We start from the raw sequence: 24,524 nt of genomic DNA, 5'->3' as shown, positions 1-24,524 counted from the left end.
TTAAGGGCAATGCGAGAACGAGTGAAACGTTATATTCTTCCAGAAAAAAGAAAACGGCCCAAAAGTAGGACCGTTCGAATTTCAAAAACTCGGTACACCATTAAGTCAAAGCATGCTTAACAGAATGGTGTTATCACAAAGTGAGGCTTTTCGATAAACAGCTTAAAAAAGAGGTTTAAGCGTTTTCTAACATAGACAGTGCGACCGCTTCAGCCGCTTTAATACCATCAATACCCGCTGATAAAATACCGCCAGCGTAGCCTGCGCCTTCACCTGCAGGGTAAAGCCCTTTGGTGTTAATACTTTGGAATGTTTTATCACGCTTAATACTAATAGGCGACGAAGTACGTGTTTCAACGCCGGTTAGTAAACCGTCGTTAGTTGAAAAGCCACGAATTTGTTTATTAAACGCTGGTATCGCTTCGCGAAGGGCATCAATAGCAAATTGTGGTAGTACTTTACTCAAGTCAGTTAACTTAATACCGGGTGTGTAAGAGGATTGTACTTCACCTAAGTTTTCTGATGATTTACCTTTCAAAAAGTCGCCAATTAACTGTGCTGGTGCATCGTAGTTGCTACCACCAAGCTCATACGCTTGTTCTTCAAGTTTGCGTTGTAAGTCTATTCCAGCAAGAGGGTTACCCGGGAAATCTTGCTCCGGTGATATACCTACCACAATAGCGCTGTTAGCGTTGCGCTCACTGCGTGAATATTGGCTCATACCGTTGGTAACAACGCGGCCCTTTTCAGAGGTTGCAGCGACTACTGTGCCACCTGGGCACATACAAAAGCTGTAAACTGTGCGGCCATTGTCGCAATGATGAACAAGTTTATAATCGGCAGAGCCTAAAATTGGGTTTCCTGCATTTGTACCAAAACGACATTCATCGATCATTGATTGTTTATGTTCGATTCTAAAACCGACTGAGAATGGCTTTGCTTCAACATAAATCCCTTTTTTGTGGATCATATCAAACGTGTCACGTGCGCTGTGACCAACGGCTAATACAACATGGCGAGTGTTTAGTTGCTCGCCATTTGAAAGCGTTAAACCTGTTACTTGCCCGTCGTCTAAATGAATATCGTCAACACGTGTGCTAAAGCGAATTTCGCCGCCTAGTTCTATTATACGAGCGCGCATTTTTTCAATCATGGTGACAAGCTTAAACGTACCAATGTGTGGCTTACTTACGTATAAAATTTCATCGGGTGCGCCTGCTTCTACAAATTCAGTAATGACTTTACGACCGTAATGTTTTGGATCCTTTACTTGGCTGTATAACTTACCGTCTGAGAATGTACCTGCGCCACCTTCACCAAATTGTACATTTGATTCGGTATTAAGTGTGCGTTTACGCCAAAAGCCAAACGTGTCTTTTGTACGTTCACGTACCTCTTTACCGCGCTCTAATATAATGGGATTAAAGCCCATTTGAGCAAGTAATAAGCCTGCAAATAAACCACAAGGGCCAAAACCAATCACGACAGGGCGCTCTGTTATATTTTCGCTGGCTTGGGCTACAAATTTATAGTTTGTGTCTGGCGCTACTTTTACATGTTGGTCTTTTTCAAATGCCGCGAGTAGCTCGGCTTCGTTATCAACTTCTATATCGAGTGTATAAATCAGTAAAATAGCTGATTTTTTACGTGCATCATAACCACGCTTAAACACATTAAAACTGTGCAATTGTTCTGGTTGGATTTTTAGTTTATTTACAATTGCTTGACCAATTGCATCTTCGTCATGATCAAGTGGCAGCTTTATTTCGGTTAAACGTATCATTTATATCTCTTTTAGGTGTCATAGCGGGGTATTATTACCGCTCACAATAAGGGGATGCAGGGCACAACGGGTGTGCAAACATAAGGCGCGTATTTTACGTTAAAATAGGGTGATATGGCACTTATTTATTGTATTTTTGGAGTGGATGGGTATGATCCACAACTGTTGTTTAAAATCTTAGGTATTAAAATAGTATGGCGTTTGTAGTCACCGAAAATTGTATAAAATGTAAGTACACCGATTGCGTATCAGTGTGCCCAGCAGATGCATTTTTTGAAGGCCCTAATTTTTTAGCAATTAGCCCGATTGATTGTATCGATTGTGGTTTATGTGTCCCTGAGTGTTCAGCTGATGCTATATACCAAGAAGATGAATTACCAGAATCTCAAAAAGAGTTTACTGAATTGAATGCTGAACTTGCACTGGTCTGGCCGCGCATTACAGAGGTTAAACCTGCACCAGAGGACGCTGATGTATGGAATGGCATAGACGATAAACTTAAACTACTCGAAACATAATACGTAACAATTAGTTACTCCTTTATCATTAAATAGTTAATTTTTTATTTCAAAGTATTAACAAATGTATCTGGATAAATTACAATCCCCAGCTTAAGTTACTCCCTATGAGTAATTACAGTCTAAATGGATGTTTATGCAGTACTTTATAACTATAATAAAAAAGTTTACCTTCCTATTTTTAAGTTTCGTTTTATTACTCTCAAGCCTTGATGTAGCGGCTAGTAAACAGCAAGTATCCTTATCTCGTATTGATTCAAATATCACTATTGATGGTGTTATGGATGAAGCGCACTGGCAAAATGCGACACGTATACCTCTACTCTACCAAGATGAGCCTAACGAAAAAGGCACACCTCCTGTAAAAACTGATGCCTTTATTTACGAAGATGGCACAAACTTATATGTTGCCTTTATTGCAGAGGATCCAAACCCTGAACAAATTCGTGCATCACTTCGTGACCGCGATACGCTATGGGAAGACGACGTAGTCATTCTTGTTATTGATACATTTAATGATGAACGCAGTGGTTATGAATTTCATGTAAATCCCCTTGGTGCACAAGGCGATATAAGAATGACCGATACCGATGGATGGAGCTCAGATACCTCATGGAATGCTATTTGGGATAGCGCGGGACAAATTAACGAGAAAGGTTACGTTGTTGAAATGCGTATTCCTTTTAAGGCACTGCGCTTTCCTGAAAATAAAAAAGAGCTAACGTGGGGTTTTTCAGTAATGAGAAACTACCAACGTGATGTTTTATATCAGCTATCAAATATGGGATTTGATAGAAATATAAAATGTAGCCTTTGTCAGTTTGATAAGTTAGTGGGTTTTAGCGATATTGAATCGAGTAAAAATATTCAATTAACACCTACATTGACAGCACTTCGTAACGATAATAAATCTGAATTACCGGGTAACTGGGATAATGGCGATATAGATACCGAAGTGGGCTTAGATTTGCGCTGGGGTTTAACCAAGGACGCTGTTTTAAATGCGACTATCAACCCAGATTTTTCGCAAGTAGAAACAGACTCTTTAGAGCTCGATGTAAATACAACCTTTTCTATTTATTATGCTGAAAAACGTCCTTTCTTTTTAGATGGAGCTTCTTACTTTAAAAGCAGCTTATTTGAGCTTTTATATACACGTACAATTGCAGAGCCTACTTTAGGTGCAAAATTAACGGGTAAAACGGGTGATCATAGTTATGCGTTAATGCTCGCTGATGACGACAATAGTAATATTTTACTGCCAACGAATCAGGGCTCTGGCTTTGCAAGCTTAAACGAAAAAACGAATGCGGCCGCAGGGCGTTATCAATATGACCTAGGTCAGCAGGGTACTATTGGCCTTTCAAGCACGCACAGAGAAAGTGATGACTATCACAACACTGTATTATCAGTGGATGGTAGCTACTGGTTTAATCAATCGGATACTCTTTTGTATCAAGTATCATCTGCTGATACACGTAACTCTGAATTTTTAATTCAAAATTATAACTTATCTGAAACTCAGTCAGATGAAGCATATGCCCTGGAACTTACCCGCGATAAACGTGATTACAAATTATTTGCATCTTATGAAAATATTGGGCAGGACTACCGAACCGATTTAGGTTATCAAGCTAAAGTTGATTATGAAAAAGTAGGCTTTGGTGGCGGACAAACATGGTACAGAGATGAATCTGATTTACTTACCTCATGGTCATACGAAGCTGACTGGGATAAAACGTGGGCGCAAAATGGCGATTTACTTGAAGAAGAATACGAAGGCTTTTTAAGCTTTAAAGGCCAAAAACAATCTATTTTTGAAATTGGTTTAGTGCACCGTTATGAAAACTATAACGACAATTTTTATAATCAAAATATTGGTTTTATTTATACGGGCTTTAAACCCACTAAAGATTTAAAGCTTTCGTTATATATTGAATACGCTAGCCGCATTGATTATGCAAATGAGCAATTAGGCGATGCGTTTGACACTCAAACCCAAGTGGTTTGGGACATTAACGACCATTGGCAACTCGATGTAAAGCATAACTACAGTCAATTAGACAACCCGCAAGGGAAGCGGGTGTTTACTGCTAACTTGGTCGACTTTAGACTTCATTATAAATTTAGCATGCGTTCAATTCTTAAATTAATTTTACAATTTGAAGATATTGATAGAGACGAAAACGCCTACTTTTATCAAGTTAGTCAAATCAATAAAGACTACGGCAGCCAGCTTGTTTACTCATATAAAATTAATGCACAAACACTGTTTTATTTGGGTTACTCAGATAGAGGTTACCAAGACGATTCTCTTAAAAATATTGAGCGAGATCAGCGTACATTTTTTACAAAAGTTAGCTATGCATGGCAGCTTTAAATATTAAAAATAAAAAAGGAATAAATATGAATACGTTAAAAATAACAGTTGCAGCAGCAATGGTTGCCACCTTGGCCGGTTGTGCTGCAAAGCAAGACATTACTCGATTTGAAACAAACATACCTAAAACAGTATGTATTGCTGAACATAAGGCTGTTAAAGCTGGTGTTATAGATGCAATGAAAAAAGGTTTTGCAAAGCATGATGTTGAAACTCGGGTAATTCCAGCCAATTATGTATTGAAACACCAAGACTACCAGACCGAATTACCAGGTGCAGATACGACAGGATGTAATGCAGTGGCTTACTACGTAGCAAATTGGCGTTGGGATATAGCGCTCTATATGGCATACGCAAATATTTGGATTAAAGACGTTGAAACGAATAAAAAAATAGCACAAGCATCTTATCGCACCGGTGGTGGATTGGATAAGTTTATAGACGCTGAAGAAAAAATTATAGAGCTTATTGACGGTATGTATTAAATTTTAAACAATTAGAACCTTTTTGTTTATTTTTGTTAATCCCACCTATACTATATGCAAGATATAGTTAGTTAATCCATTATTGTTACGATTTTTGTTATGCTAGTGGCTAAGGGTTATATCAATTCTTGCGTAGTTCGAAATGCAGGCGATATAATCCGCTTTTAGTAACAGGTTTAAGGGAGAAGTAAGATAGATGGATTTTTTTCATGAGTAAACTTAAGCCGCTCGGTTTTATTTTTCTAATCATAATTCTATTTTGTTTTTGTATAAACATAGAGTTAACGAATCAGATTAATCGTATAAATTTATTTAGTACCAGTATTGATATACGAAATTTCGAAATAACGAATACCTCTCTTGATATGGCTCCTTGGTATAATCCGATCTTAAATGGCCATTATATAATTGAGCAGCCCACTGCTGATTTTTTGCTTATTAAAACCACTGACACTCAGTTTGTAGCTGCTGATTCAAGTAAGTTAATTATAATGACACTTGCATCACCTATTAATTTTTTACTTTTATGTATCTTAATATTTGGTTCTGGCCTGTACTTACGCAGAGAGCGTAGAAAGCGCCATTATAAAAATCAAATAGCGGAGCTTAATCTTCAAGCCAATAGCTTACTCACTGCATTTAACTTGCAAGTAAAGCCGGCTGAGAACCCTTTGGGTGTAAGCAGCTTAAGCCAATCAATAAATAGTTTAAATACGCATGTGGCTAATTATGTAAAACAAACTCAAACCAGTATATGCCAAGATAAACTGACGTTATTAATTGACCGCCATGCATATATTGAACATATCGACAGACAAATTAATCATGCTAATCAAGAAGATCTCAAGTGTGCACTCCTGTTTATAGACCTTGATGGTTTTAAACAAGTAAACGATTCGTTTGGTCACAGTTTTGGTGATGAAATATTAGTTCAAGTTGCTAGCCGACTTGCGAATGTTTTACGCCACCATAAATTAAGTAACATAAATAATGCTAACCAATTAGAGCAAAACTTATCAAGGTTAGGAGGGGATGAGTTCTCCATTTTTATAGAATTACTTGATGATAGCGACAGAGTCGTTGAAATTGCTAAGCATGTGCTAAGTGAGCTTGAAAAAGACTTTGTGCTTGGCAATAAAATAGTAAAAATTAGTGCCAGTATTGGTATTGCGGCTTACCCAGAAAGTGCATCAACGCCTCAAGCGCTTTTACAATTAGCCGATGTAGCTATGTATAGAGCTAAAAGTGATGGTAAGGGAATATTTAAAGTTTACTCGCCAGAAATGGGTAACAAAATGCGCCGTTACCATTATTTACTTGAAGAGCTGCGTTTAGCGGTTGCGTGTAAAGATTTTTACTTATCTTTTCAGCCAATTGTGCATGTTGAAGATTGTATGATTGATTATTTCGAAGCGCTTACACGCTGGGACCACCCAGTTGAGGGTATGATCCCTCCTTCAGAGTTTATTCCGATAGCAGAAGAGTCTAATTTAATATTAGAGCTTGGCGATTGGATTATGCTTGAATCGTGTCGGCAAATGGCTGCTTGGCACAATGCAGGTATGCGCAAAGTAAAAATATCAGTAAATGTTTCGGGCATTCAATTAAAGCACCGTGACATTTATGATTGGGTAATGAAGAAGCTCAAAAAAACCGGCTTACCGGCGACGTCTTTGATGCTAGAAATTACCGAATCAACTTTCATTAAAGCCAGTCCAAGAATTATTAAAGAGCTAAGTAGGCTAAGAGAAGAGGGGATTACTATTGCTATTGATGACTTTGGTACAGGTTTTAGTTCTTTAAGTACATTAGCGGATTTACCAATAGATGTTATTAAAATTGATCGCTCGTTTATAGCTCAAGCTAATAAAAGCCAAAAATATAATGATATATTAAATACAATTAGTGAGCTTGGACAAAAGCTTGGCCTTAAAATTGTAGCTGAAGGCGTTGAAGAAATAGGGCAGTTTGAACTTGTTAAAAAAATGGGTGTGAGTTCTGTTCAGGGTTATTTAGTAAGCCGACCTGAGTCATCAGCTAATGTAGGTAATAAAGTATTACGCAATAACACCAGTAACCTTTCAGCATCGGGTACAAGTGCGTGGGATATTGTTAGTTAGTTAGTTAGTTAGTTAGTTAGTTAGTTAGTTAGTTAGTCAGTTAGTTAGTTAGTTAGTCAGTTAGTTTACAAATAAAAATGCCACTCTAAGTAGAGTGGCATTTTTTGTTTAATCAGTAATTATTGTATTAAAGATCAAATGTGCGTGAAATAGCAAGTACAATACGCTCATCAGCATAATCGTAATCTAAGCTTGTGTTTTCAGCGGCCACTTCAATACCAAAACCTTCGTAGCTTGTTTGATATGCTAGACGGTAGTGATAATACGATTTGTCTCCCTTAGCTTGATCCCACTCAAACTTATCACCATCAAGTGAGTTTGAAATATCAAAGCTTGCACGTAGTGCATGATTAGGAGCTAGCTCATAAGTGTGAGCGATCATCGAAATAACGTGGCCTGTATCGTAACCAAAGTAGTCCCAGCTGTACCAAAAGTTAAGCTCAGTTTGGCCGTATTCACTTGCATAACCAAACTTAGTGTAAGCTTCAGCGTAGTTACCATCGCTGTTATTACCTTGATAAGTGTAATAAGCAATACCGTAGTCAACGCTAAATTGCTCATCAAGTTGTACATATTTACCTACGTAAGCATCAAGTTCAAAATCAGTGTCGTCACCAAAATCTACATTTGAAGCCCATACACCGGCGTAAACACCGCTATCAAAGGCATAGTCTAAGCTGCCTTGAATTGCAGGATCGCTATCTGTCTGCGTTACACCATTAAAAGTGTAGTCAGACGCTGCAGTGATTGTTGTTGACCAATCAGCAGCTGCGGTTGTTGATAAAAGTGCAAATGGTAGCGCTACTACAAGTTGTTTTAGTTTGTTATTCATTATTAATCCCTAGTGTACTGTGTCTATTTTTGTGTAATCAATTTCGTTTGCTTTTGGTGAGCTGTCTATGTTTGTAACTGTTTTAAACTTGCTGTATCCGATAAAACCAGCACAGATAAAGAACAATCCAATAACCAATGCGCCTACCCACTGAATTTGTAAAAATTCTAATTTAAACAATAGTGTAAGTAACGATAAAGCGACAACATTTCCGATCATGTATTTCATTTTGCCAAAACGCTTTACGGTAAAGTTTAGGTTATCTGTATATAAACGCACTAACGAATCGAGTGAGTTAATTACAAATACAATACCTACAAATACCATTGCAAAGTTTTTAATGCCTTGAGTTGGAATGCCCGCTTCATGGTAGTGATAAAGTACGCTAAACCAAATCGCAATAGGAATAGAAGGGAAAATCAACATAGCACCTAATACTTGGTATGTTTTAAGTCCACCAACAAAGCGTGATGTAAATTGACCAATCATTATGCTCCACGCAAACCACCAGAATAAGTAGAACTCATGGTAATCATTAAGCGGTAAAACAAATTCATTAATGTTTGCAAAGTAAGTACCAATAGAGCCTAAGTTATCTGTAAATGCTGACATTTGACTATCACCAATCACAAATGCGCCAGCCCACATAAAGGCGATTAAAGCTAAAAATAACCACGTAGTAGAAATACTTAAAATACGTACATATTTAATATCAGTACTTGAGTACACAGCAAAACAGATAGCCGCAAACACAATTAAGTAAAACTCAGAAACTATACTTGTTCCATCACCTAGTTCGGGTAAATACCACGGTAGGTTTGTAAGCAGCAAATAAGCGGTAAATGCACATGTACCAATAATTACAACGTTATTGATAAATTTAACCCAAGGAATTTCGAAAAATTTCACTTTAGGTTCTATTACACAGAAATAAAAGCACGTAAGAAAGTAAAATCCCCAGATCAAAAATCCCCAGTAGCCAAACTCAATAGCCAGTGGATTTGCAAACGCGTATTCTGGGCTTGCTTTTATGTCTGCATAACCTGCAAACTCAGTTAAAGGAAACATGATAAGGCCAACATCTAGGCCAGAAGTAAATAGTATTGCTATAAACGTAAAGGTTCGAACTGGTGTTACACCTACTACGCGAACATTACCCCATTTAATTAAAATAGTGATAATGGCAAGTAAGGTAAAAATGATCCCTGCATTAAGCCAAATAGTCATTGTTACCCTCCAGTAATGAATAAAAATAATTCATAAGCACTCCGTATTTTATTGTTTTATTCTCGCATTAACACAACGTAACCTATTTACATCGTGTGCCACTGCAAGGCACGCATTGGTTTAGCCCGACGAGACTAAACCTAAGCATGTGGCTAAAGTTAGATCTCCGTACTACGTTGTGTTTCTTGCCAGTTTGTTGTTATGGCAACATTCACATCCGATTTCTGTAATGGGTCTTTACCTAAAATTATGTCAGCTGCTTTTTCGGCAACCATAATAGTAGGCGCATTCAAGTTTCCGTTAGGAACAGTTGGGAATATAGATGAGTCAACAACACGTAGTCCTTCAATACCATGTACTTGCGTATTTGAGTTAACAACGGCCATATCATCTTCACCCATTTTGCATGAGCAAGAAGGGTGGTAGGCACTTTCTACGGCTTGGCGTACAAAGGCATCTATTTCTTCATCTGTTTGAATATGTTTACCAGGTTGAATTTCTTCATCGCGGTATTCATCAAAGGCACTTTGTTCGATTATGTCGCGTGTTAAGCGAACGCACGCTCTAAAGCCTTCAATATCGTCTTGGTGTTCAAGGTAATTAAATAAAATGGTTGGTGGTTGCTCAGGATTCGCAGAAGCAATAGTGACACTACCGCGACTTTTTGGTTTGTTATGACCAACATGTACCTGAAAACCATGACCTGCAAATGCACTTCTACCATCGTAACGCATAGCCGCTGGTAAAAAGTGATACTGAATATCTGGCCATTCAACACCGGGCTTTGAGCGAATAAACGCACACGATTCAAAATGATTCGTTGCACCTAAACCCGAACGCGTTAATAACCAGCGCGCGCCAATCAAACCTTTTGAAACAATGCCTAGCTTGCCGTTAAGTGTGATAGGTTGCTTACACTTGTATTGAAAGTAAAACTCAAGATGATCTTGTAAGTTTTGACCAACACCTGGTAGATGATGCTGTACTTCAACGCCTGCTTTTTCAAGCGCTTGAGTATCACCAATACCAGAGAGTTGTAAAATATGTGGAGAGCCAATTGGCCCTGCACTTAGTACAACGTCTTTTGCAGCATGTGCAGTTTTAACGTCGCCATTTACTTTGTATTCAATGCCAGTGGCTTTTTTGCCATCTAAAATCACGCGTTGTGCTAGTGCACCGGTAATAATTGTTAAATTACTACGCGATTTAACAGGGTCTAAATACTCACGAGAAGCAGAGCTGCGCACGCCGTCTTTTACGGTCATGTGCATTGGGCCAAAACCCTCTTGCTGCGACGCATTATAATCATCTGTAGAAGCATAACCGGCTTGTACACCTGCTTTGATAAAGGTACGGTAAAGCGGGTTTTTCATTTCGTTGCCGTTATTAACACCAAGCGGGCCTTTGCCACCACGGTAAGTATTTTCACCAAGGTAAAAGCTTTCTGCTTTTTGAAAATACGGTAAACACGATTGGTAATCCCAGCCGTTTGCACCGTGTTGCTGCCATTCGTCAAAATCTTTTGCGTGGCCACGTACATATACCATGCCATTAATAGATGACGAACCGCCTAATACTTTGCCTCGAGGACAATGCATTTCACGGTTATCTAAATGAGGCTCAGGTTGCGTATGAAACTGCCATGCGTATTTGTCACTATTCATAGGAATAGATAACGCGGTTGGCATTTTTATAAAAATACTTTTATCGCTACCGCCAGTTTCAAGTAGTAACACGCGGTTGCTTGAATCTTCAGATAAACGGTTTGCTAAAACACAACCAGCCGAACCCGCGCCAACAATAATATAGTCGTAATGATTACTCATAGTAGGGCGCCTTAAAATGGGCTTTCTATGTCGGCCATACCAACATAAATAGACTTAGTTTGCGTGTATTGATCAAGAGTTTGTATACCATTTTCACGGCCAATACCCGATTGCTTATAACCGCCAACTGGCATTTCAGCAGGTGAGTTACCGTATGCATTAATCCAACAAATACCGGCTTGTAACTTATGAATCACGCGGTGCGCACGTTTAATATCGCTAGTAAATACGCCTGCAGCTAAGCCCAGGTGAGTCCCGTTAGCGCGTGCAATAACATCGTCTTCGTCGTCAAAAACAAGCACGCTCATTACAGGGCCAAATATTTCTTCTTTAACGATAGTCATATCGTCATTACAATCAATAAACACAGTCGGTGCTACAAAGTAGCCATTAGGTGCAGATTTAGGTGAAAGCGTTGTACCACCGGTTAATAGCGTTGCACCTTCTTCAATACCTTTATTAACGTAGCTCATTACTAGTTCTTGGTGCTTTTTAGAAATAAGTGCGCCAAAATTAGTATTTAAATCTTGTGGGTCACCAGCAATAATGTTTTTCTCAGTGCGCGCTTTAAGCTCATCAATAAACTGCTGATATACATTTTTATGAACGTAAATACGTGTACAGTTAGTACAAATTTCGCCTTGCGTATAAAAGTTACCTAACATAGCAGCGCTAACCGCTTGCTCAATGTTGGCATCATCAAATACTAATAGTGGAGATTTACCACCAAGTTCCATCGTGACATCTTTTAAAGTACCGGCAGCACTTGCTACTACTTTTTTACCTGTGCCTACTTCACCCGTAAATGATACTTTATCAATATCGCTATGCTGCGTTAGCCACTGGCCTACATCGCCCGCGCCTTGAACAACATTAAACACACCTGCAGGTACGCCAGCTTCAACAAATACTTCTGCAAGTTTAATTGCGCCAAGTGGTGTTTCTTCAGATGGTTTAAATATAAATGCATTACCAGCTGCAAGGGCAGGGCCCGACTTCCAACATGCAATTTGTAGTGGGTAGTTCCATGCACCAATACCCGCACAAATACCTAATGGCTCTTTACGTGTGTAGTAAAAATCATCACCAACCATTTGTTGTTGGCCTACTTGTGCTGGCGCGAGGCCTGCAAAGTATTCAATTACATCAGCGCCGGTTTCAATATCAACACAATTTGCTTCTTGCATTGGTTTACCGGTGTCGAGTACTTCTACAAGTGCCAGCTCATCGTTGCGCTCGCGTAAAATAGCCACTGCTTTTAATAAAATGCGACTACGTTCAATGGGGGTCATTGCTGACCACTGAGCAAAACCTTGCTTTGCACTGGCAATGGCTGCGTTTTGAATAAATTCGTCGGCAATTTCTACTGCGTAAATAACCTCGCCCGTTGCTGGGTTTGTTACATCAAATGTTTTGCCGTTCTGGTTTGCAAGAAAATGGCCGTTAATAAAATTTTGATAGACAGGTGTAGTCACGCTAGGCTCCATATTGCTTGATAAGTGAAAGTACGTAGCTTTTTGCTAACTTTTCACTGTGTTTAAACTGATTATTGTCTGATTTACTCAGTACTGCTCTTAACCATAGGCCATCGATCATTGCGGCGCTAAGTTCTGCAGCTTGCTTTGCTTGCTCAATAGGCATTAATTGCTTAAAAGAAAATGCTAAATTACTTTGCAAGCGTTTACTGTTTACGTTTTGTAGTCTGTGTAATTCTTCATCATGCATCGATTGCGCCCAAAAACTTAACCACGTTCGGGTTGTATCATTACGCTGTTGTACAAGCGCAAAGTTGGCTTCGATAATAATCATTAAACGTTCAATGGCATTCGTTTGGTTATTTACTTTACTTATCAAGCCTTGTTTTAAGCTTGTTAGTAAGTATCTAACAGTGGCTTCAATTAACCCCTGCTTACCACCAAAATAATGACTAATAATGCCTGACGATAAACCGGCATTTTTACTAATGCTGTTTATAGTTGTGCCTTGTAGTCCATTAGTTGCAACTGACTCTATAGTCGCGTCAATTAGCTGCTGACGTCTGACAGGTTCCATTCCGACTTTAGGCATAATTTTTATTAATTGAACGTTCAATAAACATAAGCTTAAGGTAATAGCTCTAACAATTCAAGGCTGAAGTAAATATCTAGATGCCAAAATGTAGATTAATCATTAATAAAAGCGCAACTAATGCGATAATGAAGATAAGGTTTTACTTTGTTTTATTTTATTTAAAACAAAGGCTTGTGAATTTTATTTTGAAATTAAATAATAGTAATGATTTGTTTACAGCAATAAATGAATAAAATGATCAATAATCATTAGTGCAGTAATAGTTAGAGTACTAATAGTATTAATTTAATACAAAAGCGCACTAAACCTGCAATTGCTTAGTGCTCTAATAAATTTATATAGAGAGTAAACTTTGTGGTTTTATCGTTTTAAAGCGCTTGGTTTTGGAAGGTCGGCATTATTAATAACGCCTTTAAAAAGTAGGGGGTAACGTCTTAGTCTATTGCCAATATAGTCATCAGCTAAAATTTGCTGGCAAATAAAGTCTATATCTTTGCTTGCTTCAAAAACCCAATCAAAGCGCTCTATAGCCAGTAAAAAACCACGCTTTAAATGAGTTTGAGTACGGTACTGTTCTAAATTGTCTTGAATAATTGAGACTTTGCTTGGATCAGCTCTAAGCTCTTCTACTACTTGGTTTATAAAAGTAGTATTGAGCTTACTGGTAGGGCGGTGTCTGCGTTTTCGTGGGTGCATTAGCTCTCGTTTGCAATGTTATATAATTTTTTCAAAAAGTCGTCTTTATGCTTTTCATGTTCGTAGTCAAGGTGATAAGTATTATGAAAACCAAAGCGCAGTTCAACGCCGCTACCTTGTAGGTATACTGTGTAGCCATCTACGTCTGAATAAGCAGTAACACCTTGATAATGCTTGCCTTCATCAGTCATTTCACCTTTTTGAATTATACGTTCATATACGGCTAAAATCTGTTTATTGTCGATTTCGTTTTTCATGTTTTATGCCCTTCGTTTAGTAACTCATACGATACAGATATGAGGGTCGATCATCTTAAAAACAATAGCTATAAAAGTGTGATATTGCTTTGTAATTTCGCTTTTTTAAATTATGCTCAAAACTCATTTATTGTTGAGCTTAGAGCATGATAGACAAGGCGTTACTACTAAAAACTCGTGAGTTATCGGATCAATTAATTGCATTGCAAACTCCAATTAGGATACTCGATGCTATTAATTGGGATAAACAAACTAAAGAGGAGTTTTTTAGACAGAAATGTCAAAAAAAACCACTCATCGATCGTGCATATTATCAACAGCGCGACCTTGGTTTTGTACCTAGCGAGCTGCGCCAAGCATTTTCTACTTTGCACCGTAACATTATTAACCAATTGGGACAGTTAAATCCGATTGCTCAATATATGGGAAAAATGTGCACCGAGTATAAAACGGTATTAAGTATGCTTGAGTATCGTGGAACGCCAGAGTTTCATGACTTATCAGTGGAGTTATTTGGACACCCTAAAGACTTATTCCATGCTGGTGAGCCCTCACTTTCTGAGCTAGCTAATATGCTAGATAAACCGCTGCAAAATTTACTTATAGCCGACATACTGCCTGACGACCCTAAAAATATTGATGCTGTTGATGCTGTGCGTATTTTGTCTGAGCAAGTAAATGCCAGTATGGCAGGCATAAATGTAGAGGTAATGCTTAGCGATGGTATTGTCAGTGATGCAGCCGCAGGTGCTAATAATATAAAGCTTAATCAAGATGTTAAGTTTTCTCAGCGTGAACTTGATATTTTAGAAGTTCACGAAGGGTGGATACACGTAGGTACCACTCAAAATGGTTTAGCACAGCCGTATTTAACATGTTTGAGTAAAGGCACGCCTAGCTCTACTATTACCCAAGAAGGCCTAGCGGTATTAACCGAAATTATTACTTTAAAATCGACCCCAAGGCGCTTATCTAAATTAGTTAACCGTATTCAAGCGGTTACAAAGGTAATTGACGGTGCTGAATTTGTAGATATTTACCGTGACTATGTAGCGCAAGGTTTATCAAAAGATGACAGTTACACACTAGCGCAGCGTGTATTTAGAGGCAGTACGCCAACAGGTTTGCCTTTTACAAAAGATATTGCTTACATTAAAGGCTTTGTACTAGTTTATAACTTAATACGCGTTGCAATACAGCTTGGTCGAATAGATAGACTCCCTTTATTACTGGTAGGTAAAATATCAATAGATGACTTTAGATTAATATCGCAGCTTCATGATTTAGGTGTAATAGAGAGCCCACAATTTGTGCCTCCACACTTTAAAGACTTACGCGGTTTGGCAACTTGGTTGAGCTTTGGCCGCTTTATTGGCGATTTATCGTTTGAAAAGTTAGAAAACGATTATAAACCGTTATTTTTATAATTAATCAACATAACCTACCGACATAAAAAAAGCCCATAACGGGCTTTTTGAATAAAGTACTTTAGGTTTTGCTATCGAGCATTGGTGCTTTCAAATATTTTGTCAGCTGAGGCTGCAACAAAACCAGTATAAAGCTCACCGTCGGCTTTAGGGTAACGAATAGCAAACTCATAAAAACAGCTAGGGGTGCTCATATCACCGTCACTAAAGGTAACAGAGTATTCATCAGCAAGTGTTGACGATTGCTCTAGTAACACCTCTGGTGAGCCTTTAACTTCGCCGCCTGACGTATTAAGCGAAAAGCCAGCGTCTTTTAGGGCTTGGTTAACATCATGAATGTTATCAAACTTAGCAAGCGTATTAATATTTACGGTAAAGTGATTGGCGCGGTAGCCCCACGCCGACATCCACGCTGCATATTCGCTTTCAGCTAGCAGCTGCTTATAAGTATCGGTGCTTACTTGCCAATGCGTGCCTGAATACAAAAAGTTATCAGCTGTTACTGCGCTTTCATCAATTTTGTCAACCATGTCGGTTACGATGGCTTGTAACTCAGGCGAGCATTTTTCAACTAATAGCTCAGAAATAAACACTTTTGGCTGGTTAGGATCGCTATGCTCGTAGTGCTTTGCATAGAGTTTTTTAGCTTCAAAATGGTACTCACCACATTCTTTGTAACCAATAGCTAAAAAGTGAGCAGCGAGCTTTTCAAGACCCACTTTTTCAATATTAAACGTACGCAGCGCAATATGATCGTTAATAATGTCATCTTGTTGCGTTGACCCTAAAAGGTCATGAATTTTGTCTGCCGATGGTGTTACGTTTAAGTAGTTTTTCCAAAGGCTCTCAAATAATGTGTTTACATCAGTATGCATGTTAAATCCTTAAATCTAAAATTTTGGTTTTATTGCTTATTCAATTACCAAGCCTGGCGCTAGGGTTTGCGGTAAGCTCACTTTGTCTGACTCAACAGATGCCACAGGGTATGCACAATAATCAGCGGCGTAATAGGCACTTGCTCTGTGATTACCACTGGCGCCAATACCGCCAAATGGAGCTGCACTAGAGGCACCCGTAATAGGGCGGTTCCAGTTAACAATCCCTGCACGAATGCGCTTTAAAAAGTGAGTGTAATCATCTTCACTGTCGCTAAGTAAACCTGCAGATAAACCAAAGCTTGTGTTATTGGCTTCAATGATTGCGCTGTCAAAGTCGTTGTAACGATACACTTTAATAAGCGGACCAAAATGCTCTTCATCTGGCATGTCGGTAATGTTTGTTACATCAATAATGCCTGGACTTACAAAACCTGTGCCTGATTTTAATTGCTTAAGTTCAACAAGGATTTGCGCGCCTTTTGAGACTAATTCACTTTGCGCAGCGACCATACCCAGTGCTGCTTTTTCGCTTATCATTGCACCCATAAAAGGCTGCTCTGTAGCAAAGCTGTCGTCTACAACTATATTTTTAGTCGCGCTTATTAGCTTTTCTAAAATAGCATCGCCATTGAGCGATTTTTCAATAAATAAGCGGCGTGCACACGTACAGCGCTGACCTGAGGTAATAAAACCTGATTGAATAATATCGTGCACACCAGCGCTTACATCACTCACGTCCTTTACAATAAGAGGATTATTACCACCCATTTCAAGTGCTAAAATTTTGCCAGGGTGTCCTGCAAATTGCTTATGTAGTAAGTGACCTGTGTTTGAGCTACCGGTAAAAAACAATCCATCTATGTCTTTGTGAGAGGCAAGTGCTTTACCTGTTTCAATTTCACCTTGCACAAGGTTAATAACACCTGCTGGTAAGCCCGCTTTTAGCCAAAGTGAGAGCGTAAATTCTGCAACGTGCGGGGTCAGTTCTGATGGCTTAAATACCACGGTGTTGCCTGCTAAAATTGCAGGAACAATATGCCCGTTTGGTAAATGCCCCGGAAAGTTATACGGGCCAAAAATAGCCACAACGCCATGCGGTTTGTGTCTAATAAACGCTTTTGCACCTGGCATTGGGTTTTCGGTTGTACCGGTACGTTCATGGTATGCTTTTACAGATATAGCTACTTTGCCTGTCATTGCGCCCACTTCTGTGCGGGTTTCCCATAATGGTTTACCTGTTTCGCGTGCAATTATGGTCGCAAATTCTTCACTGTGTTCTTTTAATTGAGCTGCGAAGTTTTCAAGAATGGCTATACGCTCTTCAAGTGGTTTGTCTGCCCATTGTAATTGCGCAGCTCTGGCTGCTTTTATAGCTGAATTTACTTGCTGGGCGTTTGCGCCATTACCTTGCCATACCACATCGCCATTACTTGGATTGATTGACTCAAATGCTGGACCTTGCCCTGCATGCCACTGGTTATTAATTAGGTGTGTATTCATAAATAATTTACAGGCGGAAAAATCGCGCTGCATCTCCTTGACTTAAATTAAGTGCTTTAGCCACATCTTGGCTAATGACGAGAGTATGTTTTGCATGATTGTAATGTGCGTCTTTGGTAAATGTTGCTCTAAAGCCACTTACGCCTTGATTACATACAGCCAGCGTATCAGAGCTATTTTGTGATATGTGATCAAGCTCACCAATAGTAATAGGGCAAACTTGAGAGTCGCGAATGCTGCGAATATTACCAAGCTTTGCTTCAACCGTTGGGCCTGCGTCAAATAAGTCAACGTAGCCTCTGTGCTCAAAACCTTCTTTTTCTAATAATTTTAGCGCAGGTTTTGTTTTTTCATGCACATGCCCAATAACTGCTTGGGCTTTCTTGCTAAGCAAGTTCACATAAATAGGATATTTAGGCATTAACTCGCTAATAAATACCTTATCGCCTAAGCCAACTAAGTGATCCGCTTCTGGAAATTCAATACTAAAAAAGTGCTCTTGCAGCCATTGCCAAAAAGGAGAATGGCCGTCTTCGTCGCTAACACCGCGCATTTCTGCGATAACAGTATCGGCAAAACGCTCGCTATGCTGAGCCATAAATAAAAAGCGTGAACGCGATAAAAATCGACCCGTTAAACCTTTGCGGCTATTTTCGCGCAAAAATAATGTGCATATTTCAGAGCAGCCTGTGTAGTCGTTACACATGCTTAAAATATCAACGGTGTTATATACATTTAAAGTAGGCGAGTGGTGTACTGTTTTACCTAAATGATAATGATATAAAGGCACCGATAAACCTACCGCAGCTTCTATAGCGGTTGTGCCAATAACGTCACCTGTTTCACTGTCTTCTAAAACAAATAAATAGCTTTCATCAAGTGGCTGGTTAATGTTTTTGGCAAAGCTTTTTTCAGCACGTTCAATTTTTTCTTTAAGCTGTGCATCGTCCACAGGTAAAGAGGTAAACCCATGACCGGATTCAATCGCTATTTGTTTAAGCGCGTCAAAATCATTGGCAGTAATAGGACGTAATACTTGCATTTATTGCTTGCTCCAATAGCACGCCTGTAGGCGTGCTAATTTAAACTATATTAACCGTTTACTACATCGCTAACGGCTTTTTCAAAGCGCGCTAAGCCTTCTTTAATATCTTCAAACGGGATAACTAAAGACGGTGTAAAGCGAATTACATTCATGCCCGCTACAAGGTTCATTAAACCATTATTAGCACTTGCTACTAAAAAGTCGCGTGCACGTCCTTCAAATTTATCATTTAGTACTGCGCCAATTAATAAGCCTTTACCACGTACTTCGCTAAATACGTTGTATTTTTCGTTAATTGCGTTTAATCCGTCACGGAATAATTGCTCGCGCTCTTTAACACCGTTTAGTACGTCTGGTGTATTTACTGTATCAAATGCCGCTTCAGCAACAGCACAAGCAAGTGCGTTTCCGCCATAAGTAGAACCGTGAGTACCAATTTTTAAATGCTCAGCAATTGGTGTACGAGTGATCATAGCGCCAATTGGAAAACCACCACCCAATGCTTTTGCCGTTGTTAAAATGTCAGGAACAACGCCTAAACCTTCATAAGCGTATAAATCGCCTGTGCGACCAACACCCGTTTGTACTTCATCAAAAATAAGTAACGCGTTATGTTTAGTACAAAGTTCACGTACTTTTTTAGCAAATTCATCTGTTGGTGAAATAATACCGCCTTCACCTTGTAATGGTTCCATCATAACAGCACATGTTTTATCGCTGATCAGCGCTTCAAATGCTGCTATATCGTTAAAATCACAATGTACTATGTCAGCAGGTTTAGGACCAAAGCCGTCAGAATATGCAGCTTGCCCGCCCACAGTGACTGTAAAGAATGTGCGACCATGAAAACCTTTATTAAATGCAATAATTTGCGTTTTTTCAGCGCCATATACATCCAGTGCATAACGACGCGCTAGCTTAAGGGCTGCTTCGTTTGCTTCTGCGCCTGAGTTTGCAAAGTAAACTTTATCAGCGAATGTTGCTTCAACCATTTTTTGAGCTAAACGAAGTGCTGGCTCATTAGTCATAACATTCGATAAATGCCAAATTTTTTCGCCTTGCTCTTTTAATGCTTTAACTAATGCAGGATGACAGTGACCCAAACAGTTAACGGCAATACCACCAGCAAAATCGATAAACTCGTTATCATTTTGATCCCAAACGCGTGAACCTTCACCACGAACTGGAATGATTGCTGATGGATTATAGTTTGGTACCATTACGTCGTTAAATAAGTCTCTTGTTACTTGCATTTTTACACCTAAATTTAATGGGCTTAGATAAAAGATTAGTTGCTAACTCAAAGAAGAATATAGCCTTTATTCTTCAGCAAACACGTTATTATTTCTTGTAGAGGTCATTATCGAAGGTTAGCTATTAAAATTGCAGTGCTATTTTGTGAAAAATGATTAAAATAAAAGACAAAATAACGAAGAAAATAACCATTATGATAACTCCACAAGATGAAAAGCTACTTTCTGTACTAAAAACAAACGCTAGAGCGAGTATTTCTGATCTTGCTCGAATGCTTGACTTATCTCGTTCAACGGTACAAAGCCGTATGCTCAAACTAGAAGAAACGGGTGTAATTAAAGGCTATAGCGTTGATTATGGAGATGACTACCTCAGTAAAATGGTATCAGCTCATGTGTCTATAAAAGTAAGACAAAAACTAACAACTAAAACAAATATTGAGCTTAAGCAAATTGATGCAATTTCGCAGCTCTATGCCATAAGTGGTGAGTTTGATTTAATTGCTGTAGTACAGGCTCAAAATTTAGAGCAGCTTAGCCATTTACTAGACGATATAGGAAATCTGGATGGAGTAGAGCGCACAACATCTTCTGTTATTTTAGAAACTAAATTTAAGCGTTAATCGCCATTTAAGCCCCGAGTTGTTTAATACTGTTTATATATTAGAAATGACTATAAACATTACTAAATAACGTGTAGTAAATAGTTTATAAATTCTTGATTTATTTATCTTGCATGCTAAAATTAAAAAAAGTTGGTAATTGCGTTTTTAGTAATTACATAACAAGGATTTATTTGCTACTTACATGGATGTAGAGAGTCTCCCTCCCTCGTACTTATGTAAAAAATCGAACTATTTTATAAACAATGCAATACTAATTATTGTGTTAAGGGTAATTATGAAAACGGTTTTTACAGTGATATTATCAATCATACTTATAGGCTATTATTTAACTGCCAAAGCTAGTCATTTTTCGTCAAAGAATACAGAAGTTAATACGTATAGTGATATCTATTTTAAACTCGAAACATCCTCAGTAAATATCAATGAAATAATTGCTGGCGCTACAGATTTTGCTTTAACTATGTGCGCAGATAAAGCCTATCAGGAAGCTTTAGGTAATACTGTTGTTAGCTGCAATTCTCAATTTGAAGAATCTAAAAATGTTTGCTCAAAGCATATTATGAAGAATGCTAAGCAGCACTATACAGACAAAGCTACAGTAACACTGCTAACAGAACGGTTTATTAAGTGTGTAAGCGCTGCATAGCTAGGAAATTAGAGCTGTTACCTAATAATTACAGCAAATAATGCAATTTTAATCTGTTTGGCTACACTTATTTTAATTTGTACATTATTTAGCAATGAATTATGCCTGCATATTTTTTTACCCTCTTATTGGGTTTAACTGAGCCTCTTCAGTTTGGAACAAACTTACCCACCACTGCACCTGATAATGCAGTCAACCAAGTTGAGTGTATTTTATTTGAAATGGGAGCCCCTTTTCAGCTACAAACCTTGCCATGGTTACGCGCACGTCGAGAAGTAAAGTTAGACCGCTTAGATGGTTATTTCACAACTCATTTAATGCCTGAAATGAAGGCCTATGGGCGCATATCATCCCCCATCTTTTTAGAAAGCTGGTACTGGTTTACTCATCCAGAGAGCATTAATAAACCAAAAAATAAAATGCGTTATGGTGCAGTAAGAGGGAGTTACCAGGCTAATTGGTTTAAAACTCAGAATATTATTGCTGAGGTAGAAGTAAATTCATTAGAAGAAATAGTAAATGTTATGCACCATAAGCGGATTGATAGAATTCTACTTGATTTAGACGATTTTGAATTAGCAGCCTCAAAGCTAGGCATTAATGAAGATGAGTATCAAAGAGAATTTTTTAGGTATGTACCTTTGGGATTATTTGCTTCGCATTCACTTATTAAACGCTTCCCTAAATTTATGCAGCAGTTTGATGAAAATATAAATACTTGCGCGCAGGCACCATTTTCACTATCAAAAAGTGAAGAAAAGCAAATACTTGATAGATTGTCCAGTAGTGCTAAAACCTTACTAAACTTACCTAGTTTAGTAGAACAAGTTCAAATAAGTAATGAGTCTCCCTTAAGTGAATCTGAAATTAAAAGACTAGACCAGCTATGGATAAAAGAAAGTAAACAAGTAAAGCACCCTGATGGATTAGCTATGCTTAATTTACCGTTATCTAAAGTATTTAAAAAATGGCAATCTCAATTCAAAGGTGTTGTTACTGAGCTAATATTGACTGATAACCAAGGAAAAAACATCGCTATTAGTAAGCTAACCAGTGACTACTGGCAAGGAGATGAAAATAAGTTTACTAAAACATTTAAACAGTCAAAATATTTTAACTTTGATAGCGTCACATATGATGCATCAACACATCATTTTCAAGTTCAGCTAAGTTTTCCTGTTTTAGATGATAATAATAGTCATATTGGAGTGTTGATTTTAGGTGTTGATGTAGAAAAAGCACTTCATTCGTCAAATGAAAAGAGTAATTAACTCATTACCTTTCACATAAGTTAGCTAAGCTTTAATGCTTTAGCTTAGCTAACTAGATGCTATGGAAGTGTTTTTTCTGAAATAGGTTTTTTTCTTATAACTTCTTTTTTGGCTTTATCAAGCTTTATAAAATAAGCATTACCGCCTATGCCTTTAAACTCTTCATCTGTAAATACAATCGTGTTGTCATCAAAAAAGGTGACTGCTTCTTTTTGAGTAACAATCCCTAAATCTATTTTTGATACATCACCAGAGAAAAACTTATCACCTTCAAAGTTTTCAAATAACCAAAGACTTGTTGAATCAAGTAAGACTAATTTTTTACGATCGGGGCTGAGCGCCGCAGAGGTTATCCAGCATAGTTTTTCAAGCGTGGTACACGTTTTAAAAGAGTCAATTAGCTCAGCATCAAAATTTGCTGCATGATCGCCCACTTTATACACTTTAGTAATACCATCGAAAGGTTCTGTGCGGTTTTTAGTAAATAAATATAAATGACGACCTAGTGCTACAAATGCTTCTAAATCAAAATTGCGGTCATTGGGTTTTATTGGACTGCCATCCATTTCAGGGTAGGTAAACTTAATTATTTCGGCTTGGGTTGTGTTTGTTTTTATATCTATAGGGTTTTCTATTTTATAAATAGTGAGCCATCTACGATCATTTTTGTTATTACCAAAATCCCCTAAAAAAAAGTGCCCAAATTTGTTTTGGGTCATGTCTTCCCAATCAATGTTTTTAGCGTTTTCAACCAAAATTTCTTTGGCGATAGAACCATCTTTGTTAAGGCGGTAAAGCTTGGGTTCGTTGCCTCCGTCGTTAATAGCCCATAGACGTTTTTGTTTATCAAATTCAATACCTGAGATTTCTTTTAATTTAGGATCAACTGAGATTTCTTTTTTACTATAAAGGGTATAGATTGAAGAACCAACAAGTGTGGCTATTATTAAAAAGATGATGGCTATAGTTATTAAAATGCTTTTTTTCAACATGAAAATTATGATATTTCAGAGTATTAAGATGCTGTGTATTATCGCTGATGAAAGTACAGAACAAAAGAATTTTATAAATTTAGGCAATACTTTTGGATTATTTAACTTTAAATTCGATTAAATAAATAATATGTGATGTACGCTTAGTTGGTTCAAATATTGCTCTGTACTACTGAGCTTTTTAAAAAAGATTGTTTATATACTAACCGCACTTTTTAAGTGCAGAAAAAATGAATTGTTGCACTGTAATAATGCGTAAATAAAGTTTTGGTTAACTTACAACGTGTTTAATGATTTTGAATGGAATCCACATCGCCTTTTTGTTTAGTTGTATGGCCTGTGGCAAAGATTAAGTACCCTTTTTGGTTTAGTTGGAGCCTGCTATGTTGAATAAACGTTTTTTTAAAACAAAAGATGAAGCTGAAGTAACCTTTGAATTTTCTCATCCAGAGGCAGAAGAAGTTTGCTTATTAGGCGAATTTAATGATTGGCAACCTGTGCCAATGAAGCTTAATAAAAAACAAGGTGTGTTTAAATTTAAACAACGCTTACCTATCGATCAACAATTTCACTTTCGTTATTTAATAAATGGAGACATTTGGGATAACGACCACCAAGCTGATGGTTATATTGGCAATACATTTGGCACAGAAAACAGCATAGTAAATACTCAACGCATTAATTAAGGCGAT

Annotated in this window: 22 protein-coding genes; 9 read left to right on the top strand and 13 right to left on the bottom strand. The window is 38.0% G+C overall.

Annotated features, from left to right (window positions below):
* Window positions 1-175: 175 nt before the first annotated feature.
* A complete protein-coding gene (locus I6F44_RS09690; protein ID WP_197173683.1) occupies window positions 176-1,783 on the bottom strand; it encodes an NAD(P)/FAD-dependent oxidoreductase in 1,608 nt (535 codons plus the stop codon).
* Window positions 1,784-1,977: 194 nt separating this feature from the next.
* Here I6F44_RS09690 and fdxA point away from each other — a divergent pair, with 194 nt between their 5' ends.
* From fdxA to I6F44_RS09670, 4 genes are all read left to right on the top strand, one after another.
* Complete coding sequence (gene fdxA, locus I6F44_RS09685; protein ID WP_002958626.1) at window positions 1,978-2,301, top strand: ferredoxin FdxA; 324 nt, start codon at window positions 1,978-1,980, stop codon at window positions 2,299-2,301.
* A gap of 136 nt (window positions 2,302-2,437) precedes the next feature.
* Entirely contained in the window at window positions 2,438-4,681 is a 2,244-nt protein-coding gene (locus tag I6F44_RS09680) for a carbohydrate binding family 9 domain-containing protein (protein WP_121954580.1), read from the top strand.
* Window positions 4,682-4,707: 26 nt separating this feature from the next.
* The gene (locus I6F44_RS09675; RefSeq protein ID WP_197173682.1) at window positions 4,708-5,166 is read left to right on the top strand and encodes an Sbal_3080 family lipoprotein; all 459 of its coding nucleotides are present in this window, start codon (window positions 4,708-4,710) and stop codon (window positions 5,164-5,166) included.
* Window positions 5,167-5,531: 365 nt separating this feature from the next.
* Window positions 5,532-7,286, top strand: coding sequence for a putative bifunctional diguanylate cyclase/phosphodiesterase (locus tag I6F44_RS09670; RefSeq protein ID WP_442960263.1), 1,755 nt, complete (start codon window positions 5,532-5,534; stop codon window positions 7,284-7,286).
* 127 nt (window positions 7,287-7,413) lie between these two features.
* On the opposite strand, the gene I6F44_RS09665 is transcribed toward I6F44_RS09670, so the two are convergent.
* From I6F44_RS09665 to I6F44_RS09635, 7 genes are all read right to left on the bottom strand, one after another.
* Window positions 7,414-8,118 carry a TorF family putative porin gene (locus I6F44_RS09665; RefSeq protein ID WP_197173681.1) on the bottom strand — a complete coding sequence of 235 codons (705 nt, stop codon included), beginning with the start codon at window positions 8,116-8,118 and terminating at the stop codon, window positions 7,414-7,416.
* A 9-nt stretch (window positions 8,119-8,127) separates the two neighbouring features.
* Complete coding sequence (locus I6F44_RS09660; protein ID WP_024592192.1) at window positions 8,128-9,345, bottom strand: BCCT family transporter; 1,218 nt, start codon at window positions 9,343-9,345, stop codon at window positions 8,128-8,130.
* Between the two features lie 158 nt (window positions 9,346-9,503).
* The gene (gene betA, locus I6F44_RS09655) at window positions 9,504-11,171 is read right to left on the bottom strand and encodes a choline dehydrogenase (protein WP_024592191.1); all 1,668 of its coding nucleotides are present in this window, start codon (window positions 11,169-11,171) and stop codon (window positions 9,504-9,506) included.
* An 11-nt stretch (window positions 11,172-11,182) separates the two neighbouring features.
* Entirely contained in the window at window positions 11,183-12,646 is a 1,464-nt protein-coding gene (betB, locus tag I6F44_RS09650) for a betaine-aldehyde dehydrogenase (protein WP_101217061.1), read from the bottom strand.
* 1 nt (window position 12,647) lies between these two features.
* On the bottom strand, window positions 12,648-13,223 hold the full coding sequence (gene betI / locus I6F44_RS09645; protein ID WP_010553010.1) for a transcriptional regulator BetI: 576 nt from the start codon (window positions 13,221-13,223) through the stop codon (window positions 12,648-12,650).
* Window positions 13,224-13,601: 378 nt separating this feature from the next.
* Complete coding sequence (locus I6F44_RS09640; protein WP_197173680.1) at window positions 13,602-13,937, bottom strand: hypothetical protein; 336 nt, start codon at window positions 13,935-13,937, stop codon at window positions 13,602-13,604.
* On the bottom strand, window positions 13,937-14,194 hold the full coding sequence (locus I6F44_RS09635; protein WP_002958616.1) for a DUF3081 domain-containing protein: 258 nt from the start codon (window positions 14,192-14,194) through the stop codon (window positions 13,937-13,939). The genes I6F44_RS09640 and I6F44_RS09635 overlap by 1 nt, the downstream gene beginning before the upstream one ends.
* Window positions 14,195-14,340: 146 nt before the next feature.
* Between I6F44_RS09635 and I6F44_RS09630 the strand changes: the two genes are divergently transcribed.
* Window positions 14,341-15,621 carry a flavohemoglobin expression-modulating QEGLA motif protein gene (locus I6F44_RS09630; protein WP_197173679.1) on the top strand — a complete coding sequence of 427 codons (1,281 nt, stop codon included), beginning with the start codon at window positions 14,341-14,343 and terminating at the stop codon, window positions 15,619-15,621.
* A gap of 71 nt (window positions 15,622-15,692) precedes the next feature.
* Here I6F44_RS09630 and I6F44_RS09625 read toward each other — a convergent pair whose 3' ends face one another.
* Genes I6F44_RS09625 through I6F44_RS09610 form a run of 4 tightly spaced genes read right to left on the bottom strand, consistent with a single transcriptional unit; the run spans window position 15,693 to window position 20,297 of the window.
* A complete protein-coding gene (locus I6F44_RS09625) occupies window positions 15,693-16,496 on the bottom strand; it encodes a DUF1338 domain-containing protein (RefSeq protein WP_197173678.1) in 804 nt (267 codons plus the stop codon).
* A 36-nt stretch (window positions 16,497-16,532) separates the two neighbouring features.
* The gene (astD, locus tag I6F44_RS09620) at window positions 16,533-17,999 is read right to left on the bottom strand and encodes a succinylglutamate-semialdehyde dehydrogenase (protein ID WP_169060575.1); all 1,467 of its coding nucleotides are present in this window, start codon (window positions 17,997-17,999) and stop codon (window positions 16,533-16,535) included.
* Window positions 18,000-18,006: 7 nt separating this feature from the next.
* A complete protein-coding gene (gene astA, locus I6F44_RS09615; RefSeq protein ID WP_007580762.1) occupies window positions 18,007-19,041 on the bottom strand; it encodes an arginine N-succinyltransferase in 1,035 nt (344 codons plus the stop codon).
* 50 nt (window positions 19,042-19,091) lie between these two features.
* On the bottom strand, window positions 19,092-20,297 hold the full coding sequence (locus tag I6F44_RS09610) for an aspartate aminotransferase family protein (protein ID WP_007580760.1): 1,206 nt from the start codon (window positions 20,295-20,297) through the stop codon (window positions 19,092-19,094).
* A gap of 194 nt (window positions 20,298-20,491) precedes the next feature.
* Between I6F44_RS09610 and I6F44_RS09605 the strand changes: the two genes are divergently transcribed.
* The 3 genes from I6F44_RS09605 to I6F44_RS09595 all read left to right on the top strand — a co-directional run bounded on the left by I6F44_RS09605 (window position 20,492) and on the right by I6F44_RS09595 (window position 22,840).
* Window positions 20,492-20,920 carry an Lrp/AsnC family transcriptional regulator gene (locus tag I6F44_RS09605; protein ID WP_002958609.1) on the top strand — a complete coding sequence of 143 codons (429 nt, stop codon included), beginning with the start codon at window positions 20,492-20,494 and terminating at the stop codon, window positions 20,918-20,920.
* Window positions 20,921-21,197: 277 nt separating this feature from the next.
* A complete protein-coding gene (locus I6F44_RS09600; RefSeq protein WP_197150310.1) occupies window positions 21,198-21,569 on the top strand; it encodes a hypothetical protein in 372 nt (123 codons plus the stop codon).
* A 101-nt stretch (window positions 21,570-21,670) separates the two neighbouring features.
* Window positions 21,671-22,840 (top strand): cache domain-containing protein, encoded by a 1,170-nt coding sequence (locus tag I6F44_RS09595; RefSeq protein WP_197173677.1) that lies wholly within the window; start codon window positions 21,671-21,673, stop codon window positions 22,838-22,840.
* A gap of 59 nt (window positions 22,841-22,899) precedes the next feature.
* On the opposite strand, the gene I6F44_RS09590 is transcribed toward I6F44_RS09595, so the two are convergent.
* Window positions 22,900-23,832 (bottom strand): hypothetical protein, encoded by a 933-nt coding sequence (locus tag I6F44_RS09590; protein ID WP_007580756.1) that lies wholly within the window; start codon window positions 23,830-23,832, stop codon window positions 22,900-22,902.
* Window positions 23,833-24,215: 383 nt separating this feature from the next.
* On the opposite strand from I6F44_RS09590, the gene I6F44_RS09585 reads away from it, so the two are divergent.
* Complete coding sequence (locus I6F44_RS09585; protein ID WP_007580752.1) at window positions 24,216-24,518, top strand: isoamylase early set domain-containing protein; 303 nt, start codon at window positions 24,216-24,218, stop codon at window positions 24,516-24,518.
* Window positions 24,519-24,524: the final 6 nt, after the last annotated feature.

The sequence above is a fragment of the Pseudoalteromonas sp. NZS11_1 genome (assembly GCF_015864275.1).
Lineage (GTDB): Bacteria > Pseudomonadota > Gammaproteobacteria > Enterobacterales > Alteromonadaceae > Pseudoalteromonas > Pseudoalteromonas arctica.
The sequence above is the reverse complement of the archived record's forward strand: the minus strand, read 5'-3'. Positions and strand labels throughout refer to the sequence as shown.

Coding starts and splice junctions, on each gene's coding strand:
- I6F44_RS09690 (WP_197173683.1), bottom strand. CDS start 1,783: ATGATACGTTTAACCGAAATAAAGCTGCCACTTGATCATGACGAAGAT.
- fdxA (WP_002958626.1), top strand. CDS start 1,978: ATGGCGTTTGTAGTCACCGAAAATTGTATAAAATGTAAGTACACCGAT.
- I6F44_RS09680 (WP_121954580.1), top strand. CDS start 2,438: ATGCAGTACTTTATAACTATAATAAAAAAGTTTACCTTCCTATTTTTA.
- I6F44_RS09675 (WP_197173682.1), top strand. CDS start 4,708: ATGAATACGTTAAAAATAACAGTTGCAGCAGCAATGGTTGCCACCTTG.
- I6F44_RS09670 (WP_442960263.1), top strand. CDS start 5,532: ATGGCTCCTTGGTATAATCCGATCTTAAATGGCCATTATATAATTGAG.
- I6F44_RS09665 (WP_197173681.1), bottom strand. CDS start 8,118: ATGAATAACAAACTAAAACAACTTGTAGTAGCGCTACCATTTGCACTT.
- I6F44_RS09660 (WP_024592192.1), bottom strand. CDS start 9,345: ATGACTATTTGGCTTAATGCAGGGATCATTTTTACCTTACTTGCCATT.
- betA (WP_024592191.1), bottom strand. CDS start 11,171: ATGAGTAATCATTACGACTATATTATTGTTGGCGCGGGTTCGGCTGGT.
- betI (WP_010553010.1), bottom strand. CDS start 13,223: ATGGAACCTGTCAGACGTCAGCAGCTAATTGACGCGACTATAGAGTCA.
- I6F44_RS09640 (WP_197173680.1), bottom strand. CDS start 13,937: ATGCACCCACGAAAACGCAGACACCGCCCTACCAGTAAGCTCAATACT.
- I6F44_RS09635 (WP_002958616.1), bottom strand. CDS start 14,194: ATGAAAAACGAAATCGACAATAAACAGATTTTAGCCGTATATGAACGT.
- I6F44_RS09630 (WP_197173679.1), top strand. CDS start 14,341: ATGATAGACAAGGCGTTACTACTAAAAACTCGTGAGTTATCGGATCAA.
- I6F44_RS09625 (WP_197173678.1), bottom strand. CDS start 16,496: ATGCATACTGATGTAAACACATTATTTGAGAGCCTTTGGAAAAACTAC.
- astD (WP_169060575.1), bottom strand. CDS start 17,999: ATGAATACACACCTAATTAATAACCAGTGGCATGCAGGGCAAGGTCCA.
- astA (WP_007580762.1), bottom strand. CDS start 19,041: ATGCAAGTATTACGTCCTATTACTGCCAATGATTTTGACGCGCTTAAA.
- I6F44_RS09610 (WP_007580760.1), bottom strand. CDS start 20,297: ATGCAAGTAACAAGAGACTTATTTAACGACGTAATGGTACCAAACTAT.
- I6F44_RS09605 (WP_002958609.1), top strand. CDS start 20,492: ATGATAACTCCACAAGATGAAAAGCTACTTTCTGTACTAAAAACAAAC.
- I6F44_RS09600 (WP_197150310.1), top strand. CDS start 21,198: ATGAAAACGGTTTTTACAGTGATATTATCAATCATACTTATAGGCTAT.
- I6F44_RS09595 (WP_197173677.1), top strand. CDS start 21,671: ATGCCTGCATATTTTTTTACCCTCTTATTGGGTTTAACTGAGCCTCTT.
- I6F44_RS09590 (WP_007580756.1), bottom strand. CDS start 23,832: ATGTTGAAAAAAAGCATTTTAATAACTATAGCCATCATCTTTTTAATA.
- I6F44_RS09585 (WP_007580752.1), top strand. CDS start 24,216: ATGTTGAATAAACGTTTTTTTAAAACAAAAGATGAAGCTGAAGTAACC.